Source organism: [Ruminococcus] torques ATCC 27756 (genome assembly GCF_000153925.1).
Classification (GTDB): domain Bacteria; phylum Bacillota; class Clostridia; order Lachnospirales; family Lachnospiraceae; genus Mediterraneibacter; species Mediterraneibacter torques.
The window spans coordinates 78,606-99,745 of record NZ_DS264383.1 but is presented as its reverse complement, the minus strand read 5'-3'; the positions used below and the strand labels follow the sequence as shown (position 1 = coordinate 99,745).

19 protein-coding genes, 1 other RNA gene and 1 pseudogene are annotated in these 21,140 nt (G+C 45.6%); 2 read left to right on the top strand and 19 right to left on the bottom strand.

The features are described from left to right. Positions 1-223: 223 nt before the first annotated feature. From RUMTOR_RS12510 to RUMTOR_RS13965, 14 genes and pseudogenes are all read right to left on the bottom strand, one after another. Positions 224-880, bottom strand: a complete 657-nt coding sequence (locus RUMTOR_RS12510) for a V-type ATP synthase subunit D (RefSeq protein ID WP_009321516.1) — start codon at positions 878-880, stop codon at positions 224-226. A 153-nt stretch (positions 881-1,033) separates the two neighbouring features. Continuing rightward, positions 1,034-2,404, bottom strand: a complete 1,371-nt coding sequence (locus tag RUMTOR_RS12505; protein ID WP_004848556.1) for a V-type ATP synthase subunit B — start codon at positions 2,402-2,404, stop codon at positions 1,034-1,036. Then, positions 2,405-4,171 (bottom strand): V-type ATP synthase subunit A, encoded by a 1,767-nt coding sequence (locus RUMTOR_RS12500; RefSeq protein WP_004848555.1) that lies wholly within the window; start codon positions 4,169-4,171, stop codon positions 2,405-2,407. Further along, complete coding sequence (locus RUMTOR_RS12495; RefSeq protein WP_004848552.1) at positions 4,171-4,494, bottom strand: V-type ATP synthase subunit F; 324 nt, start codon at positions 4,492-4,494, stop codon at positions 4,171-4,173. The genes RUMTOR_RS12500 and RUMTOR_RS12495 overlap by 1 nt, the downstream gene beginning before the upstream one ends. Next, positions 4,487-5,458 (bottom strand): V0D/AC39 family V-type ATPase subunit, encoded by a 972-nt coding sequence (locus tag RUMTOR_RS12490; RefSeq protein WP_009243682.1) that lies wholly within the window; start codon positions 5,456-5,458, stop codon positions 4,487-4,489. The genes RUMTOR_RS12495 and RUMTOR_RS12490 overlap by 8 nt, the downstream gene beginning before the upstream one ends. Positions 5,459-5,532: 74 nt before the next feature. Continuing rightward, positions 5,533-6,126 carry a V-type ATP synthase subunit E gene (locus tag RUMTOR_RS12485; protein ID WP_004848548.1) on the bottom strand — a complete coding sequence of 198 codons (594 nt, stop codon included), beginning with the start codon at positions 6,124-6,126 and terminating at the stop codon, positions 5,533-5,535. A gap of 46 nt (positions 6,127-6,172) precedes the next feature. Beyond that, positions 6,173-6,658 (bottom strand): V-type ATP synthase subunit K, encoded by a 486-nt coding sequence (locus RUMTOR_RS12480; RefSeq protein ID WP_004848546.1) that lies wholly within the window; start codon positions 6,656-6,658, stop codon positions 6,173-6,175. Next, entirely contained in the window at positions 6,655-8,676 is a 2,022-nt protein-coding gene (locus tag RUMTOR_RS12475; RefSeq protein WP_004848544.1) for a V-type ATP synthase subunit I, read from the bottom strand. The genes RUMTOR_RS12480 and RUMTOR_RS12475 overlap by 4 nt, the downstream gene beginning before the upstream one ends. Positions 8,677-8,708: 32 nt before the next feature. Continuing rightward, on the bottom strand, positions 8,709-9,017 hold the full coding sequence (locus RUMTOR_RS12470) for a hypothetical protein (RefSeq protein ID WP_004848537.1): 309 nt from the start codon (positions 9,015-9,017) through the stop codon (positions 8,709-8,711). A gap of 331 nt (positions 9,018-9,348) precedes the next feature. Continuing rightward, on the bottom strand, positions 9,349-9,852 hold the full coding sequence (locus RUMTOR_RS12465) for a tRNA (cytidine(34)-2'-O)-methyltransferase (RefSeq protein ID WP_004848535.1): 504 nt from the start codon (positions 9,850-9,852) through the stop codon (positions 9,349-9,351). A gap of 2 nt (positions 9,853-9,854) precedes the next feature. Next, positions 9,855-11,027, bottom strand: a complete 1,173-nt coding sequence (locus RUMTOR_RS12460; RefSeq protein ID WP_004848534.1) for an aminotransferase class I/II-fold pyridoxal phosphate-dependent enzyme — start codon at positions 11,025-11,027, stop codon at positions 9,855-9,857. Then, on the bottom strand, positions 11,027-11,530 hold the full coding sequence (locus tag RUMTOR_RS12455; protein ID WP_004848531.1) for an Lrp/AsnC family transcriptional regulator: 504 nt from the start codon (positions 11,528-11,530) through the stop codon (positions 11,027-11,029). The genes RUMTOR_RS12460 and RUMTOR_RS12455 overlap by 1 nt, the downstream gene beginning before the upstream one ends. A 96-nt stretch (positions 11,531-11,626) precedes the next feature. Further along, entirely contained in the window at positions 11,627-12,613 is a 987-nt protein-coding gene (locus RUMTOR_RS12450) for an AIR synthase-related protein (protein ID WP_004848529.1), read from the bottom strand. 74 nt (positions 12,614-12,687) lie between these two features. Beyond that, positions 12,688-14,413, bottom strand: a pseudogene (locus tag RUMTOR_RS13965) (B12-binding domain-containing radical SAM protein). A gap of 142 nt (positions 14,414-14,555) precedes the next feature. Here RUMTOR_RS13965 and ffs point away from each other — a divergent pair. Continuing rightward, positions 14,556-14,817: signal recognition particle sRNA large type (gene ffs / locus RUMTOR_RS12855), an RNA gene on the top strand. A gap of 160 nt (positions 14,818-14,977) precedes the next feature. Here ffs and tadA read toward each other — a convergent pair. Then, positions 14,978-15,466, bottom strand: a complete 489-nt coding sequence (tadA, locus tag RUMTOR_RS12440; protein ID WP_004848523.1) for a tRNA adenosine(34) deaminase TadA — start codon at positions 15,464-15,466, stop codon at positions 14,978-14,980. A gap of 103 nt (positions 15,467-15,569) precedes the next feature. Here tadA and RUMTOR_RS12435 point away from each other — a divergent pair, with 103 nt between their 5' ends. Then, positions 15,570-16,610, top strand: coding sequence for a DUF6128 domain-containing protein (locus RUMTOR_RS12435; RefSeq protein WP_004848519.1), 1,041 nt, complete (start codon positions 15,570-15,572; stop codon positions 16,608-16,610). Here RUMTOR_RS12435 and RUMTOR_RS12430 read toward each other — a convergent pair. The 4 genes from RUMTOR_RS12430 to RUMTOR_RS12415 all read right to left on the bottom strand — a co-directional run bounded on the left by RUMTOR_RS12430 (position 16,603) and on the right by RUMTOR_RS12415 (position 21,140). Next, positions 16,603-18,009, bottom strand: a complete 1,407-nt coding sequence (locus tag RUMTOR_RS12430) for a deoxyguanosinetriphosphate triphosphohydrolase (protein ID WP_004848514.1) — start codon at positions 18,007-18,009, stop codon at positions 16,603-16,605. The two genes, RUMTOR_RS12435 and RUMTOR_RS12430, sit on opposite strands and share 8 nt — an antisense overlap. A 194-nt stretch (positions 18,010-18,203) precedes the next feature. Next, positions 18,204-19,514, bottom strand: coding sequence for a hypothetical protein (locus tag RUMTOR_RS12425; RefSeq protein ID WP_009243684.1), 1,311 nt, complete (start codon positions 19,512-19,514; stop codon positions 18,204-18,206). Positions 19,515-19,704: 190 nt separating this feature from the next. Continuing rightward, a complete protein-coding gene (locus tag RUMTOR_RS12420; protein WP_004848508.1) occupies positions 19,705-20,502 on the bottom strand; it encodes a D-Ala-D-Ala carboxypeptidase VanY in 798 nt (265 codons plus the stop codon). Beyond that, positions 20,499-21,140, bottom strand: a complete 642-nt coding sequence (locus RUMTOR_RS12415; protein ID WP_004848506.1) for a 4'-phosphopantetheinyl transferase family protein — start codon at positions 21,138-21,140, stop codon at positions 20,499-20,501. The genes RUMTOR_RS12420 and RUMTOR_RS12415 overlap by 4 nt, the downstream gene beginning before the upstream one ends.

The window sequence follows — 21,140 nt, the reverse complement described above, 5'->3', positions numbered from 1 at the left end:
AACTGTTCTACAAGACTATCCACGCAAAAACTGTTGTTGTATTGTATCGGGTAATTTCGAGGGAATTCCTCAGACCGGCGAAGCTGCCGGTATCTTCCACAGAAAGAATTTCTGTAAGTAGAGTTACTATAGCATACATGTCATTTAAAAACAATGCCTTACTTTACGAAATGCAAAAAGAGAAACCGATTGCGCCTCGCATTTGGTCTCTCTTTTTATCATCCTATTTTTCGCTGTAATGATGAGTTTCTTCCAACATCATATCTTTCACTTTCATTAAGCGAATCTGTGTACTTCTTTCATTCTCATCCAGCTTCATCGTAATATATTTTATACTTTGTTCCGTCTCCGGAATGATCACATGCTCAAGTGCATTGACACGGCGTCTCGTCTTCTCGATCTCCGCCGCCATAAGCTGGCAGGCTTTCTCACATTCAGCAAGACGGATCATATCCGGAAGAACATCTGCAAGCGATTTTACTGCTCCGTCCAAGTCTCCTGACGTAAAAGCAAAACCATAAGAATAAATATCATTTTCATCCGCCGTTCTTGTTTTATACTGAAATGTCGGAATATCCACGCTCATGACGTTTTTTTCTCCGGCTTCCAGATTCACTTCCTGCTTCGGAGCCATAAGCGCCGTATTCAGAGCCGCCTCTGACATGCCTGCTTTTGCGATTACGAAGTTTTTATTTGCAGAGCGGATTCCCGCTTCTACTTTTTTACGAACTTCCATGTTTTCCCGCACGAGATCAAGGTACTGACGCATCAGCTCGTCACGTTTATCTTTCAAAAGCTTATGACCACGAATCGCCGTGATCCGCTTCTTTTTAAGCCGCGTCAGCTCCATTCTGGTCGGATTCACTTGTTTTGCCGCCAAAATTCTACCTCCTTTTCCTGCTGCCGCAGATGATCGCAGCATGCTTCCTCTCAGTTTTTTGAAGATATTTCTCCACTTTCTTTTGCGCGCTGTATCTCTGCGGCTGATTTGTAAGTATCGCAGATTGCCTTGCGGCAACTATGATACATTCTCTTACTCTGCGTAATACTGATCTAAATATTTATCATCAATACGTTTCAATTCGGTTCTCGGCAGCATTCTAAGCAATTTCCATCCGATATCAAGAGTTTCTTCAATACTTCTGTCTGCGTTATATCCCTGCGATACATATTCCGCTTCAAAAGCGTCCGCAAATTTGGCGTACATCAAGTCGATCTCTGTCAACGCTGCTTCACCCAGAATGACCATCAGCTCTTTTGCATCTTTTCCTCGTGCATAAGCTGAGAAAAGCTGGTTCATCGTATTCGAGTGATCGGCTCTTGTTTTGCCTTCTCCGATTCCTTTGTCTTTCAGACGGGAAAGGGACGGAAGAACATCGATCGGAGGCGTGACTCCTTTTCTGTAAAGATCACGGCTCAAGATGATCTGACCTTCCGTAATATACCCTGTCAAGTCAGGAATCGGGTGTGTTTTATCATCTTCCGGCATCGTCAGAATCGGGATCATCGTAATACTTCCGTTCTTACCGTTTTGTCTTCCTGCTCTTTCATAAATAGAAGCCAAATCTGTATACATATATCCCGGATATCCGCGGCGTCCCGGAACTTCCTTACGAGCAGCCGACACTTCACGGAGAGCATCCGCATAATTTGTAATGTCTGTCAGAATAACGAGTACATGCATCTCTTTTTCAAAGGCAAGATACTCTGCTGCTGTAAGCGCCATCTTCGGAGTTGCGATACGTTCGATCGCCGGATCATTTGCAAGGTTAATAAACAAAACTGTTCTGTCAAGCGCTCCTGTCTCGCGGAAACTTTCCACGAAGAAGTTCGACTCTTCAAACGTAATACCCATAGCGGCAAACACTACGGCAAAGTTTTCATCTGTTCCAAGCACCTTAGCCTGTCTTGCGATCTGAGCCGCAAGCTGCGCGTGAGGCAGCCCTGACGCCGAGAAGATCGGCAGTTTCTGACCGCGGACAAGTGTATTCAGTCCGTCAATAGCGGAAACTCCTGTCTGGATAAACTCTTCCGGATAGCATCTGGCCGCCGGATTCATCGGCAGTCCGTTAATATCCATACGGGCATCCGGCAAAATTTCCGGGCCATCGTCAATCGGTCTTCCGAGACCGTCAAATACTCTTCCAAGCATATCTTCCGACACGCCAAGCTCCATGCTTCTTCCAAGAAAACGGACTTTACTGTTGGAAAGGTTGATTCCCGTCGCGCTCTCGAACAACTGGACGAGCACGTCGCTTCCGTTGACTTCCAACACTTTACATCTTCTTGTTTCTCCGCTTGCAAGCTCGATTTCTCCGAGCTCATCATAAGTCACGCCTTCTACGCCGCGCACAAGCATCAGCGGTCCGGCTACTTCCTGTATGGTTCTATACTCTTTCGGCATTTAGCGGTCCTCCTTTACAAATGCATTTGCAATCTGAGCGCTTAATTCCTCGTCTACTTTCACAAATTCCGCATCTAATGCATCTTCTTTCACATATTTAAAACGTCCGATCTGCTCACGAACCGGCATAGAGATCAGTTTCCGGAGAGACGCTCCTTCGCCAAGCGCGGCAACAGATCTTTCATAAAATGCATTTACTAATCTCATCATCATGTGCTGTTTCTTCAGAGAGGTATACGTATCTACTTCATGGAATGAGTTCTGATGAAGGAAGTCCTCTCGAATCGATCTGGCTGCTTCCATTTTCAGGCGGTCTGTCGGAGAAAGTGCATCCATTCCGACCATTTTTACAATTTCTTCCAGCTCTGCCTCTTCCTGGAGAAGTGTCATCATTTTCTGACGTCCTTCCATCCAGTCTTCCGCCACATTTCCGTTAAACCATTTTTCCATATCGTCAAGATACAGAGAATAACTGTTCAGCCAGTTGATCGCCGGGAAGTGTCTCTTATACGCAAGAGCTGAGTCAAGACCCCAGAATACTTTTACGATACGAAGCGTTGCCTGCGATACCGGCTCGGACGTATCGCCACCCGGAGGCGATACTGCGCCGATTACGGAAAGCGCTCCTTCCCTTCCGTCTTTTCCGAGAGAGATCACATGTCCTGCACGCTCATAAAACTGTGCCAGACGGCTTCCCAGATAAGCCGGATATCCTTCCTCGCCCGGCATCTCTTCAAGACGTCCCGACATCTCTCGAAGCGCCTCTGCCCAACGAGATGTAGAATCTGCCATCAGCGCTACAGAATAACCCATGTCACGGAAATACTCCGCGATCGTAATTCCCGTATAAATCGACGCTTCACGGGCAGCAACCGGCATATCAGACGTATTGGCGATCAGAACTGTTCTTTGCATCAGCGCCTGACCTGTCTTCGGGTCTTTCAATTCCGGAAACTCGTTCAAAACGTCTGTCATCTCATTTCCACGCTCTCCGCATCCGATATACACAACGATATCTGCTTCCGCCCATTTTGCAAGCTGATGCTGGATCACTGTCTTACCGCTTCCGAACGGTCCCGGCACTGCTGCCACACCGCCTTTTGCAATCGGGAAAAACGTATCGATCACTCGCTGTCCTGTTACAAGCGGCATCTTTGGCGGAAGTTTCTTTTTATACGGACGTCCACGGCGAACCGGCCATTTCTGCATCAATGTCAGTTCTCTGTCTCCGTTTTCCGTCTCAACGACAGCCACAACTTCTTCTACTGTAAACTCTCCTGCCTTGATTTCTTTAATTGTTCCCTTTACTCCATAAGGAACCATGATCTTCTGCTGCACGAGAACCGTCTCCTGCACTGTTCCGATCACGTCTCCCGTCTCGACTTCATCTCCGACTTTTGCAGTCGGAACAAATTCCCATTTCAGGTTTCGTTTCAAAGACGGAACTTCCACGCCGCGCTTTAAGCTGTTTCCCGATACTTTCATAATATCGTCCAACGGTCTTTGTATTCCGTCATATATACTTGTAATCAGTCCCGGTCCGAGTTCTACGGACATCGGCACTTCCATTGACTCTACCGGCTCTCCCGGTCCAAGTCCCGAAGTCTCTTCATATACCTGAATCGAAGCTTCATCTCCGTGCATCTCGATAATCTCTCCGATCAGACGCTGATTCGACACGCGGACTACGTCAAACATATTTGCATCGCGCATTCCCTCTGCAATAACAAGTGGTCCTGCGACTTTCTTAATCACTCCTGTGCTCATTAGCTTACTCCTCCAAACAGAATATCCGAACCGACCGCCTGTTCCACGGTCTTCTTTACACCGTTTACTCCCGCTCCCGTATTGCCTGACACGCCCGGTATCTGAATAATTGCCGGAAGCGTATTTTCACGGTACTGCTCTATCTCTTCTTCGATCTGTGCAGCCACGGCTTCGGTAATATATATAATCCCGTACTGACCGTCTGCAAGCTGTTTTAATTTTTTTCTGGCATCTTCCCGGGTCTTTACAGGGCAGATGCTAAGACCTAATGTGGCGAATCCGTAAATGCTGTCGTAATCGCCGATGACTGCTATCTTATACATACATCTCCCTTATCCTTTCCCTGATCGCCTCGTCCGAAAAACCGTTCTGTTTTCCTGTCAGTATAATCCGTACGGTCTTGATCTCCGTCTCTCTTGCGATCAAATATCCAAGCAGAGGTCCTACCGAAAACGCCTCGTACTTCTGCGGCTTCAACATCTCGATCATACGGTTGTCGCACCACCGTTCAAACGCGGAGGCTGACTCTCGAAGCGCCTGTGCGCCTTTTGCATACGCTGTTCCCTCCAGATACTGTGCGATCTCATCTTCTCCGGCAAGAGCCGCGCGGATGAGCTGTTCAACATTCACCCCATCACACTCCGCCATAGCGCTTCGCATGAAATCAGCGCTTTTTCCCGTTTTCCGGGAACGCACGGCAATCTTGATATCCGCAATAGCAACCATTGTATCTGCATAATTTTCAATGATCGGTTCACCGGATTCTTTTCCCGCTTTGCGAATAGCTTCAAGCGCCGCCTTATCAATCATAATATCGCACAACTGACCGTCTCTTGTATGAAGAAGCGTTTCAAGAGCTTCCTGCGCAACATTTCCCATATGAGACGGCAAACGCGAAAACTCTCTGTTCTCCACGATCCGAAGCATCTCTTCTCCCGGTATCGGGCAGTCATCATAAAAAATATTCGGATTACGCGCTTCCGTACAAACCTCTTTGATCGCAGCTTTCAGATTATGATACAACTTCGGATAAGAGAGAACATTAAATACGCTCGCATCAGGAGCGACCTCTTTGATCACTTCCCATGTTTTCTCTTCTTCACGCCGCAGGACGACATCAGGATCATCCTGATCCGCCATATCACCCCAGCCTTTCTCGACAACAAACTGCAGCGCTTCCGCCGCCGTTTTACAGGACAAAAGCTGCTCGATGACTGCATCAGAGAACAGGGCGACTTCCAGCGCACGTATACGTGCGACTGCGTAAGTATATTTTGTATTCCCCAATTCTAAACCTCCTTATGCTGTAACAATCCGCCGCATTAAAAATGCGGATTGTTATGCTCATTGCAGATCACTGTTTACGAAAAGAGCTGTCTCTTCACTACATCTGCCAGTTCTTCTCTTTTCGCATCAAAAACTGCTTTTATCGTACAATTTTCTTCGATGCCGCCATATACAAGGATAAATCCTCCGTCAATCTTTCTCGCCTCTTCGGAAATCACAAGTTTTCCGCCTTTTGCCTTTGCCGATGCATCGATTTTCTCTGCAAATGACTTCGGCATCCTGTCGAGATCTCTTTTAGAGAAGCAAATTGCTCCATCCTGGGCAAGCATATATTTATCAAGCATTTTTCCAAGCATTTCAAAATATGCCGCGTCATCCATGTTCATCACCTGACTGTACGCATCCTCAAGCACACTGCGGATCACATCCTGTTTTGCCGCCAAAAGAGCCTGTTTTCTGTTCATATCAGCCGACGATTCCGCCCGTTTTGCATATTCTTTCGCGTCAGCCGCAGCTTTTACACGGATATGTTCTGCATCCGCCCCGGCTTTTTCAACCGCATCTTTCACGATCTTTTCCGCATCTTTTTTTGCCTGATCGAGAAGTTCTGCCGCAGACTGCTCTGCCTCCTCGAAAATCCGGGATTTCATTTTATCTAATCCGCTCATTTATCGCTGTCTCCTTTTCATCAATTCCAAACCAGACGTCTTTTCCTTAAATCTGAATTCCGTTTACGGCAAGGAATGAGATCAGCAGCGCCAGAATAGCGTATGTCTCAACCATAGCCGGGAACAACATAGCTTTACCGAACTGCTCCGGTTTCTTTGCGACGATTCCGATAGACGATGCCGCCGTTTTTCCCTGTGCAATTCCTGAAAGAAGTCCTACGATACCGATCGGAAGACACGCTGCCAATATCAAAAGACCTGAAGATACGGAAACATCCAATGCTCCGCCTCCGAGAATACCGATCTTTGAAAGTGTGATAAATCCTACAAGCAGTCCATACAGACCCTGTGTACCCGGAAGGAGCTGGATAATAAGCACTTTTGCAAACTTACTCGGATCTTCTGTCACAACGCCTGCCGCTGCCTGTCCTGCAATACCTACTCCGATCGCCGATCCTGCTCCGGCAAACAATACCGCAACTGCCGCTCCGAGCAGTGCATAAACAATTCCTAAATTTTCCGCAATATTCATGATAAAGTTTCCTCCTTAACATCTGCATATTTTGTATTTTCTTTAAAAGGATTAAACGGCTCTCCGCCGCCTTCGTAAAATTTCCCGAAAAACTCCACAAACTGCAAACGGTTTGTGTGTACATACGCACCCAAAAGATTGATCGCCAGATTGAGCGTATGACCTGCGATAAAAATTACGACAAATGCGATCACGCCGATCACATTATTCGGAAGCATGCTTCCCATCTGGTTAATAACCGATGCGATTACTCCGGTTGCAAGTCCGAGCGCCAGCAGACGAGAGTAAGACAACACGTCGCTGAGCCAGCCGCTCACATTGTAAAGATCATATGCGCCAAGCGCCAGACGAAGCGCCGGGTTTTTCTTCTCTCTTCCCGACATAAGCACGATTCCCACCGCTCCTGCTATCGCCAATGCCTTCGCTCCTGTATTGAGCCATGCCGGAAATACAATATTCATCTGTGCGATAGATGCAAAAATATCGCTCGGCAAAAGCATCAATATAAGACCGATCAAAAGCATAAACCAAAGAACAACGTCACAGAAGAAGTCCATCACTTTTCCGTCTTTCAGACAGAGATATCCTTTGATCCCCAGTCCCACAAACAGGTGGATGACACCGAATAACAGTGAGAACACAAGCAGTTTCATCGGGTCGTTCAACGGCACAAACCAAAGCGCCGGAACGGTGATCGTCGTTCCGAAAAACTTCTCCGAAACAACATCTACGATATTTCCGAAATATCCTCCGAATAAAATTCCCCACACAAGAGTGGATAATCCACAATAGAAGAATAATTTCATCGATTTTTTCATTCCCTGAGACATTCTCGGGAATTTCTTCACAAGCACAGCGCAGACGATTGCCACAATCGCTCCATACGCCGCATCCGAAAGCATCATTCCGAAAAAGAATACATAGAAAAACGACATGATCGTCGTTGGATCAAGCTCCCCTTTGTGAGGAAGTCCGTAAGACTCTACAACGCCCTCCACACTTGCCGAAAACGGATTGTTCTTTAAAATAACCGGAGCTTCTTCGTTTTCCTGCAGTTCCTCAACATCTACCATACAGTCATATTTTTCTGTCAGATAACCGGAAAGATGCGCCGCCTCACACTGAGGAATGTATCCGCTTATGACAAACGTTCTCTCCGACTGCGGGATCTGACCGAGCACTGCGTATTTGTCCGCGCGTACTCTGTAGTAATCCGCTAATATTTTTAATTTTTCTCTCTGATCCGAAAGGTCTTTCACCTCATTCTCGATCTGTTCAATCCGCGCTCTGCAGTCTGCGATCTCACTTTCCAGCTCTTCTTTTTGAAACTTCGGAACGTCTCCCCACATCTGGGAAGGTCTTGCAAACCCGGCGCTTCTAAGCGCATCTTCCGCTGCCTGCACATCTTCTTTCATGCAGACGACTGCTAGATATACCATGCCCGGTTCTGATGAAACAATGTTTACATCTGCTCCGGTTATATCCGGCGCTTTCTCTGCCAAAATCCCATATACCGTCTCCGCGTCAGTACCTCCCGGCATCGTTCCGAAAAATACTGCCGTCCGGTCTGTCTCTGCCGGTGTCAGCGGAACGTCCAGGCTGATCCACGGATTGAGACTCTCGATACTGTTGTTCAGTTTCGTAATCTCCGCCATCTGTTCAGAGCGCTCTTTATCCAGCCTTCCGATCTGTTTTGCCGTTTTCAGAAGATCTCTTCGCTCATTGCGAATCCGCTCTTCTTCTTCCCGCTCAATCAATGCCTTTCCTTCTAAAGATGCAAACATCGACTTCTTCTCAGGAACATATTTATCAAGAATATCGATCGCCTGTTCTGCCAGAGTCGACGCTTTCTCGAAACCTGCCTTTTGCCCTGCAGTGTCCATCTTCTTAAAATCTTCATCTTCTTCGATTACATGATTGATCTCCACAACACCGAGGCTCTGTAATTTTTCGAGGATTGCTTTTCGGTCTTTCTTTAAGGCGCAGATGCTGATTCTCTGCATCTTAAGTACCGCCATCTGTCTATCCCTCCTTTACAGTCTTATTTCTGTTATGTCAATCTTTCCAACACAAGAGCAGCCGCCTCTTTCTTTCGTTCAAGAGCCGCCTTTTTCATCTGTTCTGCTTCTCTGCGCGTTTCTTCCGCCGCCTGTGCCAGCATAACTTCTCCGTCTTTCTTTGCCTGATTTGCTGTTTTCAAAGCGTCTGACTTTGCTTCGTCAATCAGCTTGTCGGCAGCCTGTTTTGCTTCTTCTTTCGCGGTCTTGAGGATTCTCTTGCTTTCCTGTTCCGCTTCTTTTACGATCTGATCTGCCTTATTTTCTGTTTCCCGGATAGATTTGATCGTTTCTTCTACCATTTCCGCAACACCACCTTCCGCTTTCTTTTCTATCTTTTTAGTTTTACCATACTTTCCCGCTTCATACGGGACGTTCCCTTTTCGGGAAACGATTCCCTCCTCCTGTGCCCTATCTGAACAGACGTAACACAGTGTACAGATTCAACGTTAAACGAATGTAAAACGCCCTCCCGCACCTTATCCGAACCGATGTAACCGCAAACGTTTCTTAGCAGTTTCTTAGCACATTGACACTATTATATACCGAAAGTCTTCAATAGTGAACTACACTTTTCCCGAATTTTTTTACATTATTTCGTCATTTTGCACATATTTTCACAACTTATTTCGTTCAGGTATTCCCATGCCATTCTAATTCATGAAGCTCTCCTTCCAACTCCATTTTCGCAAATCCGTTTTGACGCAGAGCTTCATAGAGAACAACCGCCACAGAATTTCCAAGATTCAAAGATCTGATCTGTCCCATCATCGGAATGCGCACGCAAGTATCTTCATGATCTACAAGAATCTCCTCCGGTATACCTGCGCTCTCTTTTCCGAACATAATGTAACAATCCGGTTCATACGCCGCTTCGGTATATACTTTTTTCGCTTTTGTAGTTGCCATATAGATTTTGGCACCCGGATTTTTCTCAAGGAAATCCGCATAATCAATATAAGTCGTGACATCCAGATCATTCCAGTAATCCATCCCCGCGCGTTTCAATGCCTTTTCGGATAATTTGAATCCAAGAGGCTCGATCAGATGAAGACGCGTCCCTGTTGCCACACATGTTCTTCCGATATTTCCGGTATTGGCCGGAATCTCCGGCTCATAAAGTACAATATTCAGCATAATTATTTTCTCTCATTTCTCAATCGCCCGATAAATCTTTCCAGCCGGCCGATTGCTTCTTTTAGATCTTCCAACGAATATGCGTAGGATATTCTCAAAAATCCTTCGCCGCATTCGCCGAACGCCGTTCCCGGAACAACTGCGACTTTCTCTTCATTTAACAGCCTGGTTGCAAATTCTTCTGAAGTCATTCCAAATTGTTTAATACTCGGGAAAACATAAAACGCTCCGAACGGTTCAAAGCATTCCAGTCCCATCTTTTTAAACTCATGCATGAGGAAGCGCCGTCTCTGATTATAGGATTTCCTCATTTCTTCTACTTCATCCCCACAGTTTCTAAGTCCTTGCACAGCCGCATACTGGCTGTTTGTAGGCGCACACATGATTGCAAACTGATGAAGCTTCGTCATCTGAGATATGATAACTTCCGGTCCGCAGCAATATCCGAGTCTCCAGCCTGTCATTGCAAACCCTTTTGAAAATCCGTTAATAACAAGCGTCCTCTCTCTCATTCCCGGAAGGCTCGCAATCGATACATGTTCTTCTTTATATGTAAGTTCCGAATAAATCTCGTCAGACATGACATACAGATCATGCTCTTCGACAAATTTTGCGATCGGTTCTAAATCTTCCCGCGTCATGATCGCTCCTGTCGGATTGTTCGGAAACGGAAGAACGAGAACCTTTGTCTTAGGCGTCGTATATTTTTCAAGTTCTTCTGCCGTCAGTTTAAATTCATTTTTTTCCTGAAGAGGAATGATCACCGGAACTCCGTCTGCCATAACCGTACACGGCAGATAAGACACATAACTCGGCTGCGGAATGAGCACTTCATCTCCGGGGTCGAGCATACAGCGAAGTCCGACATCTATTGCCTCGCTTCCGCCTACAGTGACAAGTGTTTCATGTACTGCATCGTATTTTACATGGATCTTTCTCTCAAGATAATTACAGATCTCTTTTCTCAGTTCTTTTAATCCGGCATTAGAAGTATAAAACGTCCTTCCTTTTTCAAGGGAAAACATTCCTTCTTCTCTTATGCGCCATGGCGTATCAAAGTCCGGTTCTCCTACTCCGAGGGAAATTGCGTCTTCCATCTCGTTCGCCACATCAAAAAATTTACGGATGCCGGACGGTTGTATCTCAACGATTTTTCTTGATAATGGATTTCTCATTACAGTGTCACCGGTATCCTTTCCGACCCTTTTTTCACGCCCATGATCGTTCCGTGGTCTTTATATTTTTTCAATATAAAATAAGTTGCCGTGCTCAAAACGCCGTCAATCGTAGACAGACGTTCAGATACGAATCTCGATACTTCTTTCAGCGTCTTGCCTTCCAAAGTTACAAGCAGGTCATAACTTCCGGAAATAAGATAAACCGCATATACTTCCGGATAGTTATATAACCGTTCCGCGATCCGATCGAATCCGCTGTCTCTTTGCGGCGTCACACGCACTTCGATCAGCGCCGTCACCATCTCTACGCCGGCTTTATCCCAGTCGATCAGCGTATGATATCCGCAGATGATCTTCTCTTTCTCCATATCTGCGATCTCATTTGCCACATCTGTTTCTTCCACACCGACTAACACTGCCAGTTCTCCAAGCTCTACCCGGCTGTGCTTTTCGATATACTTCAAAATCTCCATTCTCAACGCTTCTTTTTTCTCGTTCATTTTCTGCCTCCTATACCTTTATATATCATTTCCGTTTTACTTGTTGTAAAATAATATTTTATCATGGATAAAACTTTTCATCTGTATGTATTTTTATTATTTTTCACACTTTTTATAATCCTTCTGCCATCTCGCCAGTTCATCCGGCGCAGGTCTGTCCAGATATCTTATCTCTTCTTTGCTTGTGATCACCCGCGCATTCTGCGCTTTGGCAACCCCAAGCCTGACGGCTCGCGCCCCCGCCTTTTCCAGCACTTCAATCACCTGATCCGCTTCATCGGTCAAGATCAGATAACTTCCGGCAGAAGTCAGCTGATACGGATTCAGACGATAATATTCGCAGATTTCTACAGTCTCCTGCTTCAGCGAGATCGATCCCATTGCAATTTCAAAACCGATCTTTTCTTCCTCTGCCATTTCCCATAAGGCCGCCAAGATGCCTCCGCTTCCGATCTGCCAAACCGAAATATCTCTTCCTTTTGCCGCCTCTAAAATCTGCTCCGGCGTTATGAGCTGATCACGAAGCTTTTTTGCCTGCATCAAAAATGTGTTAATAAATCTTTGCGATAATTCTTCCTCCGCCGCTTCTAAAATGCGAAGAGAACCTTCCAGACCTGCATATCCGCATAAGAGCAATTCTCGATTTTTAACAAACTTCTGTCTGTTTCCCGTTTTTTTATCTGCAGTCTCTTCTAATGCATGCATCCCCGGATCTTGTACTTTCGTTCCGCCTGCACATGCGTACACGATCGGAGTTTGCACCGCCGCCGTTCCCTCTGCCGACAAAGACGTCAGCTTTGCTTTAATGCACTCGCAGCCTTTTTGGATTTCCCCGCAAACATCCGCAAGAAACTCTTCCTCTGTCTCTTCCGGAAAAAGAATTCTTACCGATATCCCTTCTGCCTGTATTTTGCGGGCTGCCAGTTCTCCCGCCGCGCCCAAAACCGCATAATACCCTATCCCGGCATGGCCGCCGCAAACACATACGTCTGCCCACGAAAAACTTCCGTCCGTCTGATCCATATGAACTTTCTTTTTCACCGACCGGTTCCATATAGTCGGTGAGATCTTTCCGATCTTCATATTTCTTTGCTTTTCCTTCCATTGTTATTTTAAAAATTGACAGCTCCGCCGCTTTCAGTATGTCTGCCTGTCCTTTACTCTGACAGATAATAAATCGCCGCGTTTCCTGTGAGCGGATCTCGGTTTTTATAATCAAACAACACTGTTTTCCCGTCAATTCGTTCCAAATGAGTCATTTTTCTCATCTGACGTCTGTCGTATCCTTCATATGCTTTCAAATAGGTCCGCTCTTTCTCTTCTTTTTTATAAAATGCCGCCGCTTCATCCGATGAAACTCCGCTTTCTCTAAGAAATTCCGGACGTTTTTTCACATTATCCCTCAAATACATATCCAATGTCAACATTTCCATATATTGTTCCGATCTTTCTTTACACGTTTTCACGATAAAATCATATAAGATCTCATACCTTCCGATCCGTGAATGACTTACGGCAAATGCATTTTTTTCATCATAATATGCCGCCAGACATTCATACATACAAAACGGAGATGCAAATTCTTGCTCTAATGCCGCCATCGTACAGCAAAACTGCCCGCTGTTATAATACACTTCAACCATCTCTTCTATCTGCTTTAACCGGATGACCTCCGCATAAGTAAGCCATTTTGTAGAAAGGACTTCATACGGCGCACGATCCTGATACACAATCCCGTATTCCTGCGCCCTGTCATGCATAACAGATCCTTTTAAAACTTTCAGAAAACCAAGCTGAAGCTGCTCCGGATTCATTTTATATACACGGTCAAATGATTTTCCGAAGCTTTCATATCCTTCATACGGCAATCCTGCGATAAGATCGAGATGCTGATGCACATTGTTTCCTTTTTTTAATTTTGTCAACAATCGTTGACAAAACATCGATTTTCATCGTTCTGTTGATTTCCCGGATCGTAATCTCATTTGCCGATTGAACACCGATCTCAAGCTGGATCAGACCCGGACGCATACGATTGATCAACGCGATCTCTTTTTCATTCAATAAATCCGCGGAAACTTCAAAATGAAAATTTGTGATTCCGTTATCATGCTCATGAATATAAGTCCAGATCGCCATCGCATGATCATGCCGGCAATTAAACGTCCGATCCACAAATTTCACCTGAGGTACTTTCTTGTCGATAAAAAACTGAAGTTCTTTTTTTACGAGCTCTATCTCCCGGAAACGTAAACATTTGTCGATAGAGGAAAGGCAGTAACTGCATGAAAAAGGACATCCTCTGCTCGATTCATAATAGATGATCCTGTTCTCAAAATCTTCAATATGATCATAGACAAACGGAATCGTGCTCAAATCAATAACAGGACGAAAATCATTTTGGATTACAGCTTTGTCCTTATTTCTATAAGCAATTCCCGGAATATCAGAAAAGAGTTCATCTCTTTTTACTCCGGAACAAAGCGCCCCTTTTTCTTCATGATAAACACGGAGCAGTTCCGCAAACGTCTCTTCCCCTTCTCCGCACATCACGCCTTCTACTTTCGGATACTGTTCCAGCACAGCCTTCGCATCGTAAGATACCTCAGGACCTCCAAGCCAGATTTTTGTATCCGGAAGAATCTTCGGCAGTTCTCTCAAAAGCTGTCCTACATATTCAATATTCCACAAATAGCAGGAAATTCCCAATAGGTCCGGTTTTCTCCTATATATATCCTGCAAGATCGCATCAAACGTCTGATTGATCGTATATTCCGCAACTTCGATTTCTTCCGTATAAGTTCGCGCATATGCTTTTAAGCTGTGGACGGCAAGATTTGAATGAATATATTTTGCATTTACTGCCGCTAATAGTACCTTCATAATTTCTCCTATCTCTTTTTCCAACAAAATTTATACTCTATAATAACACTAAAAATAATCCGCCGCAAAGAACTGTTACATTTTACTGTGATTTTGCGCTCTATTCATTGACATTTCTCTTAAAACCATGTAAAATTAAGACTCGTGCAGCCGGGGTGTTAGCGGTACCTTGTACCTGCAATCCGCTATAGCAGGGGTGATATTGTGCAGAGGGCGACAGCCGGCAGAGCTGCCTTAGGTAAGTGGCGTTGATGTTTGGGTCTTACGCGACGGGAATCTGTGAATCGTGTCAGGTCGGGAACGGAGCAGCACTAAGCAGAACCTTCCGGGTGCCGTAAGGGCGCCTGAACTGAGTTAACTGCCTAAGTAACGTCTGTTAGCCTAGCTCGAAGCACAATGCACGAAAAAGTATTTATAAAGTTTATATGATCTCAATGAAAAGTCCGTGCCGAAACAGCTATACTGCTGTAACGTCTGCACGGGCTTTCTTTTTGTAATGGCAGCGAGCTAAAGTCCGGACTTGCCGGAGACCTTGGCGACCGCTTACAATCCCGGAATGTGCCTTTAGCGCTTCCGGCGATTCTTTTCCCTCAGTTCCCTGAAAAATCCGGTCATAAGCGCACTGCACTCTTCCTCAAGCACTCCGGTTGTCAATTCTGCCTGGTGATTAAATTGTTTTATATCCAAAAGATTCAAAACCGATCCCGCACATCCTGCTTTTGGATTCATGCATCCGACAACAACGCGGGTCAGCCTCGACTGAATGATTGCTCCTGCGCACATTTGACATGGCTCTAACGTCACATACATTGTACATTGCTCCAGCCTCCAGTCTCCCATTTTTTTGCTTGCCTTTTTGATTGCCTTAATCTCCGCATGTGCCAACGGGTCTTTATCTGTATTCCTTCTGTTATAACCTCTGCCTATGATCTTTCCTTCATAAACAATAACGCATCCGATCGGTGTTTCATTAATCGCATATGCTTTTTGCGCCTGTTTAATGGCTGCCCGCATATACTTTTCATCTAACTTCAACTTCTCATTTTCTTCCATTATATCCCTCCTGTATGTTCCTCCGCTTTCTTTCCTCCCATACGTTCTTTTTCTTTTCTTTCATGAATAGATTAGATTGAAAAGACAAGAATCGAGGTAAAAGATGGACACGGGTACTTTTTATCTATATGAATATGAAAACAATGTACGAAAGCGCAATGCGGGATTTCTGAAAATCTACCGCCGCTATCAATCCTGTATTTTTCAGGCACACATCCGAAGCATCAGCCTTGAAAATGTTTTCGAGGCGGAAATGTATGCGTTCTTTTTCAAGGAAAATCAAATCTGCGCAAAACAGATCGCTCATTTTCCCATTGACTCCATGACACACAGCATACGTTTCTGCGCTCCGCAATCTTCCTTCCCCGAATGCCGCCGTCTCGAATCGATCGACGGGTTTTTCCTGAAATGTTCCGAGTCATCCTCCCTTTGGCTTACGCCGAACTGTCCTGAAAACATAGATTCAGATCAAATTCATTTTCTGGATACCGACTCCACGATTCAAAGCGACTCATATCCCGCCTCCCTATCCACCAGACCGGACAGCCCGCAGAACAACTCTCAGGAGAAGGCGAATCCTCTCACAAAAAGCGAATCACCGGATGAGGCGGAGCCTCGCGCGAAAGACGAATCACCGGATGAGACAAAACCTCCCGCGAAAGACGAATCACCGGATGAGACAAAACCTCCCACGAAAGACGAATCACCGGATGAGACAAAACCTCCCACGAAAGACGAATCACCGGATGAACCAGAACCTCGCGCGAAAAGCGAATCAAATTCCTCCATCCGGGGAGAAGTGCGGCAAAATGAGATCTCAAAAACCGGTCTTTCTCTTCCGCGAAAACTATCGCTTTCCGATCTGACAGTTCTTCCTCGGAAATTTTGGTTTCTTTCAAACAACAGTTTTCTTCTGCACGGTTACCACAGTTACGGGCATCTTCTCCTTACCGAGCAAAACGGACGGCTCTGGCTCGGAGTTCCCGGCATATATGACTTAAGAGAAGCCCGCGCGGCAGACCTTTTCGGTTTCCCACGCTTCTGCAGATCTTACGCCGATTCTGATATGCTGACTGACGACGAGCGAAACGCAAACGCTGATTTCGGTCATTGGTTTCGCTGTGTCGGACTCCGGCCTAGATGATCCCGTTCATTTCCTGATAGAGACGTTTTGCATAACTATCTGTCATACCGCACACATAATCCGTCACAAGCAGCAGGCGGAGATACAATTTCTCCGCTTCGCTTTTGCCTTCTGATTGGATTCGGTATGCATTCTTATAATTATCCGATATAAACGATATTACTCTCCTGTCAATCGTTCCCTGCTTTTCTTTTGTATCGAAATACAAAGCCGCCTGTACAAGACGCTCCATCAAATAATCTATAACAGCCGACTCAGATACTTCCATCTTGTAGATTGCCATTGATGAAAAAACATATCTGTCCGCCATGTCTCCAAGCAGTTCCATCAGTTCTTCCCCGTTTGTTCCGTAAAACAGATCCTGACCGAACTTTCCCGACATGATCGCATCGTAATTCGCCATAAATCCTTCTGTCGCACAGTTAAGCAAAAATCCCTGTGCATTTACAATCCAATTTTTCACGGCGTAAGATTCCGGATCATGCACCCGCTTTTGTATTCCCCTCTCGTAAAGCTGCCGAAGTCTGTATGCGGGTCGAAACGTACCGTTTCGTTTCTTCTCTTCCAACTCTTTTAGTTCCCGCTCCAGATCCGCATATCGGATAAATCCTTTCACAAAAGAATCTTCAATATCCGCCGTCTTATAGGCAAGATCATCCGCCGCTTCCAACATATATGTCAGCGGATGCCGGTTTCTTCCCGCCCCTGTCTCTTTTGTCACTTTATGAAATATTTCCTCGTCCGCAAAATAATATCCCATCTTCCGGTCTTTTATATTTCCACTGTTCTCATCTATCTGCAAAGATGATCCGGGGTATTTAATGATCGTATTCAGGAGCGCATATGTCAGATTCATACCATGCTCATCGACAAGATAGTGCAGTCTTGTCACAAGACGAAGCGCCTGAGCATTTCCTTCAAAGTGAAAAAAATCCTGTTTCATCTGCGCGGTAAACATCTCGGAAACATTCTTTTGGCAAAACGTAAGTTTCGGAAGATTTCTTTCAAACCATTCCCGGATCGCAATTTCTCCAAAATGTCCGAACGGAGGATTTCCGATGTCATGGATCAAGCCCGCACACTCAAGTATATGAGAAATATCCTCTTTCATCTGAGGCGTAAATCCTGAGTTTTTCCGATGCTCCAGTATATTTTCTCCTATCGTCTGCCCCAGTGATTTCCCAAGCGAAGATACTTCCAGAGAATGAGTCAGCCTCGTCCTTACGAAATCGCTTTTATCAAGAGGGAAAACCTGCGTCTTATCCTGCAGCCGGCGAAAAGATGCACTTCCGATTATGCGGTGATAGTCTTTTTCAAATTCACTTCTTAGATCGCCCGCCTTTGCAAAATTCCCGCCTGCTCTCTCACGTTTTGTCGAAAGCAGCCTGCTCCATTCCATACGTTATCGTCTCCTTTCCTCCCGCAAACAGGCGGAAGCGCCAAAATCCACATTCCGAAGTTGTAAATGGCCGCCAAGTCTCAGGCAAGCCCGAACTTTGACATATCGCCGTTGCAAATCAACCCCACAGAAAACTCTGCGGGGCTGTATCACTTTCCTTATTGTTCAATTATCCGCCGAATTGAAACGAAACGTCAATCGAGATAAATCGGCGGTTCATACGCCTTGCCGAGTAAAGCTTTCTTACGTTCCTGAAGTCCGAGAAATGCCCACTCTGTCATATCTGTCCATTTATGGATCGTACGGTCATACACCTGAACGTATCCGATCCTTGTCGGATGCATCCGCACGCTGTTCGACTGGTATTCTTTTCCGGTGTACGGATTCACATCGCCTGCCTGAGTATCCTCATCCGCATCATCATGTGTAATGACCGGCTCAAAATCTTCCGTGCTCCCGCTTTCTGCAAATGCCGTTTCATCTTCTGCCGCATCTTCTGTCCATTTTGCATCCGACGAAACAGACTCATCTTGAACTACAGCTCCTGCTTTGTCGGCATGATCCGTATCGTTTTGATTTACATTTTCTCCGATACCGCTTTCTCCGACCGCATCCGTCTGCACTTCATTTTCTTTTGGTGAAACTTCTTTTTCCGCTTTTGACTGTGAATCTCTTCTTCTGAAAAAACTTCCGAGCCTGCGTTCTTTTTTCGGCTTTTCGAGTTCCTTTTTAATCTCTTCTATCGACTCGCCCGCCTGCACGTTCTTTTCAAGTTCATTCAACTCTTCATGAATTTCGTATAATTCGCCGATCGTCATATCGCGATCGTTCGATACCTCTTCTCCCGGTGTCTCTAACCCTTCCGTATCCGGCATACTCATATCCGCTTCTTTTTCCGGCTGGATATATTCTGCCTCCACAGATTCTTCCGGCTGGATATACTCTGCTTCCACAGGTTCTTCCGGCTGGATATACTCTGCCTCTACAGGTTCTTCCGTCTGAATATACTCTGCTTCCACAGGTTCTTCCGTCTGAATATACTCTGCTTCCACAGGTTCTTCCGGTTCAATATACTCTGCTTCTGCCTTGTTTTGTGCAAACTCTTCTGTATGCTCAAACATCTCCGGCACAGTCTCTTCGATCAGTTTTTCTTCCGGCTCTGCATACTCCGCTTCTGCCTGCTCTTTTGCTGTCAGCTCTTTATGACCGGAGGCTTCTACAGCTTCAACTCTCGCTGCCGCCGCACGCTCCAACGCCGCAATGCTTCTTACTTCCCCTGCCCCTTCTGCCGACATGATACTCAAATGAAACGGACACTCAAGCATTTCCGCGATCATACGCATATCCTGTTCCTGAAAATTATCTCTGCCAAGACGCTGTGTCAGGTTCTGTCTCGACATTTTCTTCCCTGTTTTTTCCTCGATCAATTCCGCAAGCTGCTTGATCGTCATTCCTTTCCTTCCGAGAATGATCTTGACTTGTTCCCCAAATGTTAAATCCTGCATTTTTTCCTCCTTATGTATATTTATACTCTTTACCAACCCTTTACGGTATTCCCCATATACTTTATCCTATCTCTTTTTCCCAGTCTGCGTCAAGAGATTTTCCGCAATGCGGTTTTTAGAACCAGCGCGGACTGGACTGTTGCTTATACTTATACTTATGCGATTCTTCTGCACGGTACTGTCAGGCTTTTTATTGAAGAAGATATTCTTCCAGTGTCAGATTCTTTTTCATGATCTCTTCCGCCGCCGTTTTCCCTACATACCGATAATGCCACGGTTCATAAATGATTCCCGTGATATCCACCTTTTCCGGAGGATATCTTAAAATAAATCCATATTCCCAACAATGTTCCATCAGCCATTTTTGTTCGTCCGTCTCTCCCTGCCGGTCATCCAGACCTTCATACTCGGACGCTATAATATCCACTGCAAGTCCGGTCGCATGTTCGCTCGTTCCCGGAACTGCCACTGACTTTTTCGTCTCATCATAAGCTTCCAAAGGCGTACGTCCGTTTGCCATCCAGTCCTGCATGGTTGCATTAAACACTTCCTTCTGCTTCTCAGAAGAACGGTAAGCGGAAGCAACATACATACTAAGTCCCGCTTTTGCCCCATCGTCAAGCATCTGCCGAAGAGGTTCTTCGATACGCGCATCGACAAACCGTTCGCTTTCCAACTCCACCATAGATTCCGGCACATAAGAAACATCCAGAGGATGAGAGTCGTTGACAAGAACCAATGCCCACCCTTCTTTGTCGCTTCCTAAAGCCTCTGCGCTGTTATTCGCCGCCTCATGCTTCATGATCTCTTCTTTCAGCTCATTTGTTTTCTTTTTTAATTTTTCTTTTTCTGCGGCAAATTCCGCTTTATTTTTTGACAAAACCGACTTCGCGGCAACTCCTGTACACAGAACTCCCGCCACAAGACCGATCGCTATGCCGATGACCAACATTCGTCTCAGCCGGAATTCTCCGGTCAATTTTTTCATAATTTCAACTCCATATCTATATCGGCGGCAATCTCTTTCTCTGTAGAACAGATCGCCATTTTATATAGTTTATTCGGATGCTCATATTCCCGGTAATAATAATCTTGCCGAAACAGATCCGGTTTCCGTATCAAAACCGGCGGATTTCCCAATCGTATCTCAAACGAGTCAAGCGAAAGCTTCATACCGAATCTTGTCGCTTTCAAAAAACTTTCTTTGAGCACCCAGTATCTGTAAAATATATCCGCCCTCTCCTCCGGTGTCTTTCCCGACATCACTGCCTCATATTCCGAACCGCAAAAATACCGTTTTGCCAAATGCTCCCGCGCCCTGCCGATCTGCTGAATATCACACCCGACCTGTATGCGTTTTCCCTCTGCCAAATCCCCTCCCATACAGACGGCACACATGACAAACTCCCCTGAATGTGACAGGTTAAACACTGTTTCCTTCGGAAGTCTGTATTTCTTCCTCAACTTCTCCCACAGACTCCATGCCGCCACGCTCTGCACTCTCTTTAAAGGATCTGCCTGCGCCATTGCCTTTTCTTTCCGAAAACGGGGAAGCCGTTCAAAATATTTTATATATATTTCTTTATCGTAAAGCGGCGTAATGTCCGCCGCCCATCCCTTTACCAT

Excerpts from the sequence above, each read along its gene's own strand:
- RUMTOR_RS12505 (WP_004848556.1), bottom strand. The coding sequence starts at position 2,404 with ATGCCGAAAGAGTATAGAACCATACAGGAAGTAGCCGGACCGCTGATG.
- RUMTOR_RS12500 (WP_004848555.1), bottom strand. The coding sequence starts at position 4,171 with ATGAGCACAGGAGTGATTAAGAAAGTCGCAGGACCACTTGTTATTGCA.
- RUMTOR_RS12495 (WP_004848552.1), bottom strand. The coding sequence starts at position 4,494 with ATGTATAAGATAGCAGTCATCGGCGATTACGACAGCATTTACGGATTC.
- RUMTOR_RS12485 (WP_004848548.1), bottom strand. The coding sequence starts at position 6,126 with ATGAGCGGATTAGATAAAATGAAATCCCGGATTTTCGAGGAGGCAGAG.
- RUMTOR_RS12480 (WP_004848546.1), bottom strand. The coding sequence starts at position 6,658 with ATGAATATTGCGGAAAATTTAGGAATTGTTTATGCACTGCTCGGAGCG.
- RUMTOR_RS12475 (WP_004848544.1), bottom strand. The coding sequence starts at position 8,676 with ATGGCGGTACTTAAGATGCAGAGAATCAGCATCTGCGCCTTAAAGAAA.
- RUMTOR_RS12470 (WP_004848537.1), bottom strand. The coding sequence starts at position 9,017 with ATGGTAGAAGAAACGATCAAATCTATCCGGGAAACAGAAAATAAGGCA.
- RUMTOR_RS12465 (WP_004848535.1), bottom strand. The coding sequence starts at position 9,852 with ATGCTGAATATTGTACTTTATGAGCCGGAGATTCCGGCCAATACCGGA.
- RUMTOR_RS12460 (WP_004848534.1), bottom strand. The coding sequence starts at position 11,027 with ATGAGAAATCCATTATCAAGAAAAATCGTTGAGATACAACCGTCCGGC.
- RUMTOR_RS12455 (WP_004848531.1), bottom strand. The coding sequence starts at position 11,530 with ATGAACGAGAAAAAAGAAGCGTTGAGAATGGAGATTTTGAAGTATATC.
- RUMTOR_RS12450 (WP_004848529.1), bottom strand. The coding sequence starts at position 12,613 with ATGAAGATCGGAAAGATCTCACCGACTATATGGAACCGGTCGGTGAAA.
- tadA (WP_004848523.1), bottom strand. The coding sequence starts at position 15,466 with ATGGAAGAAAATGAGAAGTTGAAGTTAGATGAAAAGTATATGCGGGCA.
- RUMTOR_RS12435 (WP_004848519.1), top strand. The coding sequence starts at position 15,570 with ATGGACACGGGTACTTTTTATCTATATGAATATGAAAACAATGTACGA.
- RUMTOR_RS12430 (WP_004848514.1), bottom strand. The coding sequence starts at position 18,009 with ATGGAATGGAGCAGGCTGCTTTCGACAAAACGTGAGAGAGCAGGCGGG.
- RUMTOR_RS12425 (WP_009243684.1), bottom strand. The coding sequence starts at position 19,514 with ATGCAGGATTTAACATTTGGGGAACAAGTCAAGATCATTCTCGGAAGG.
- RUMTOR_RS12420 (WP_004848508.1), bottom strand. The coding sequence starts at position 20,502 with ATGAAAAAATTGACCGGAGAATTCCGGCTGAGACGAATGTTGGTCATC.
- RUMTOR_RS12415 (WP_004848506.1), bottom strand. The coding sequence starts at position 21,140 with ATGGTAAAGGGATGGGCGGCGGACATTACGCCGCTTTACGATAAAGAA.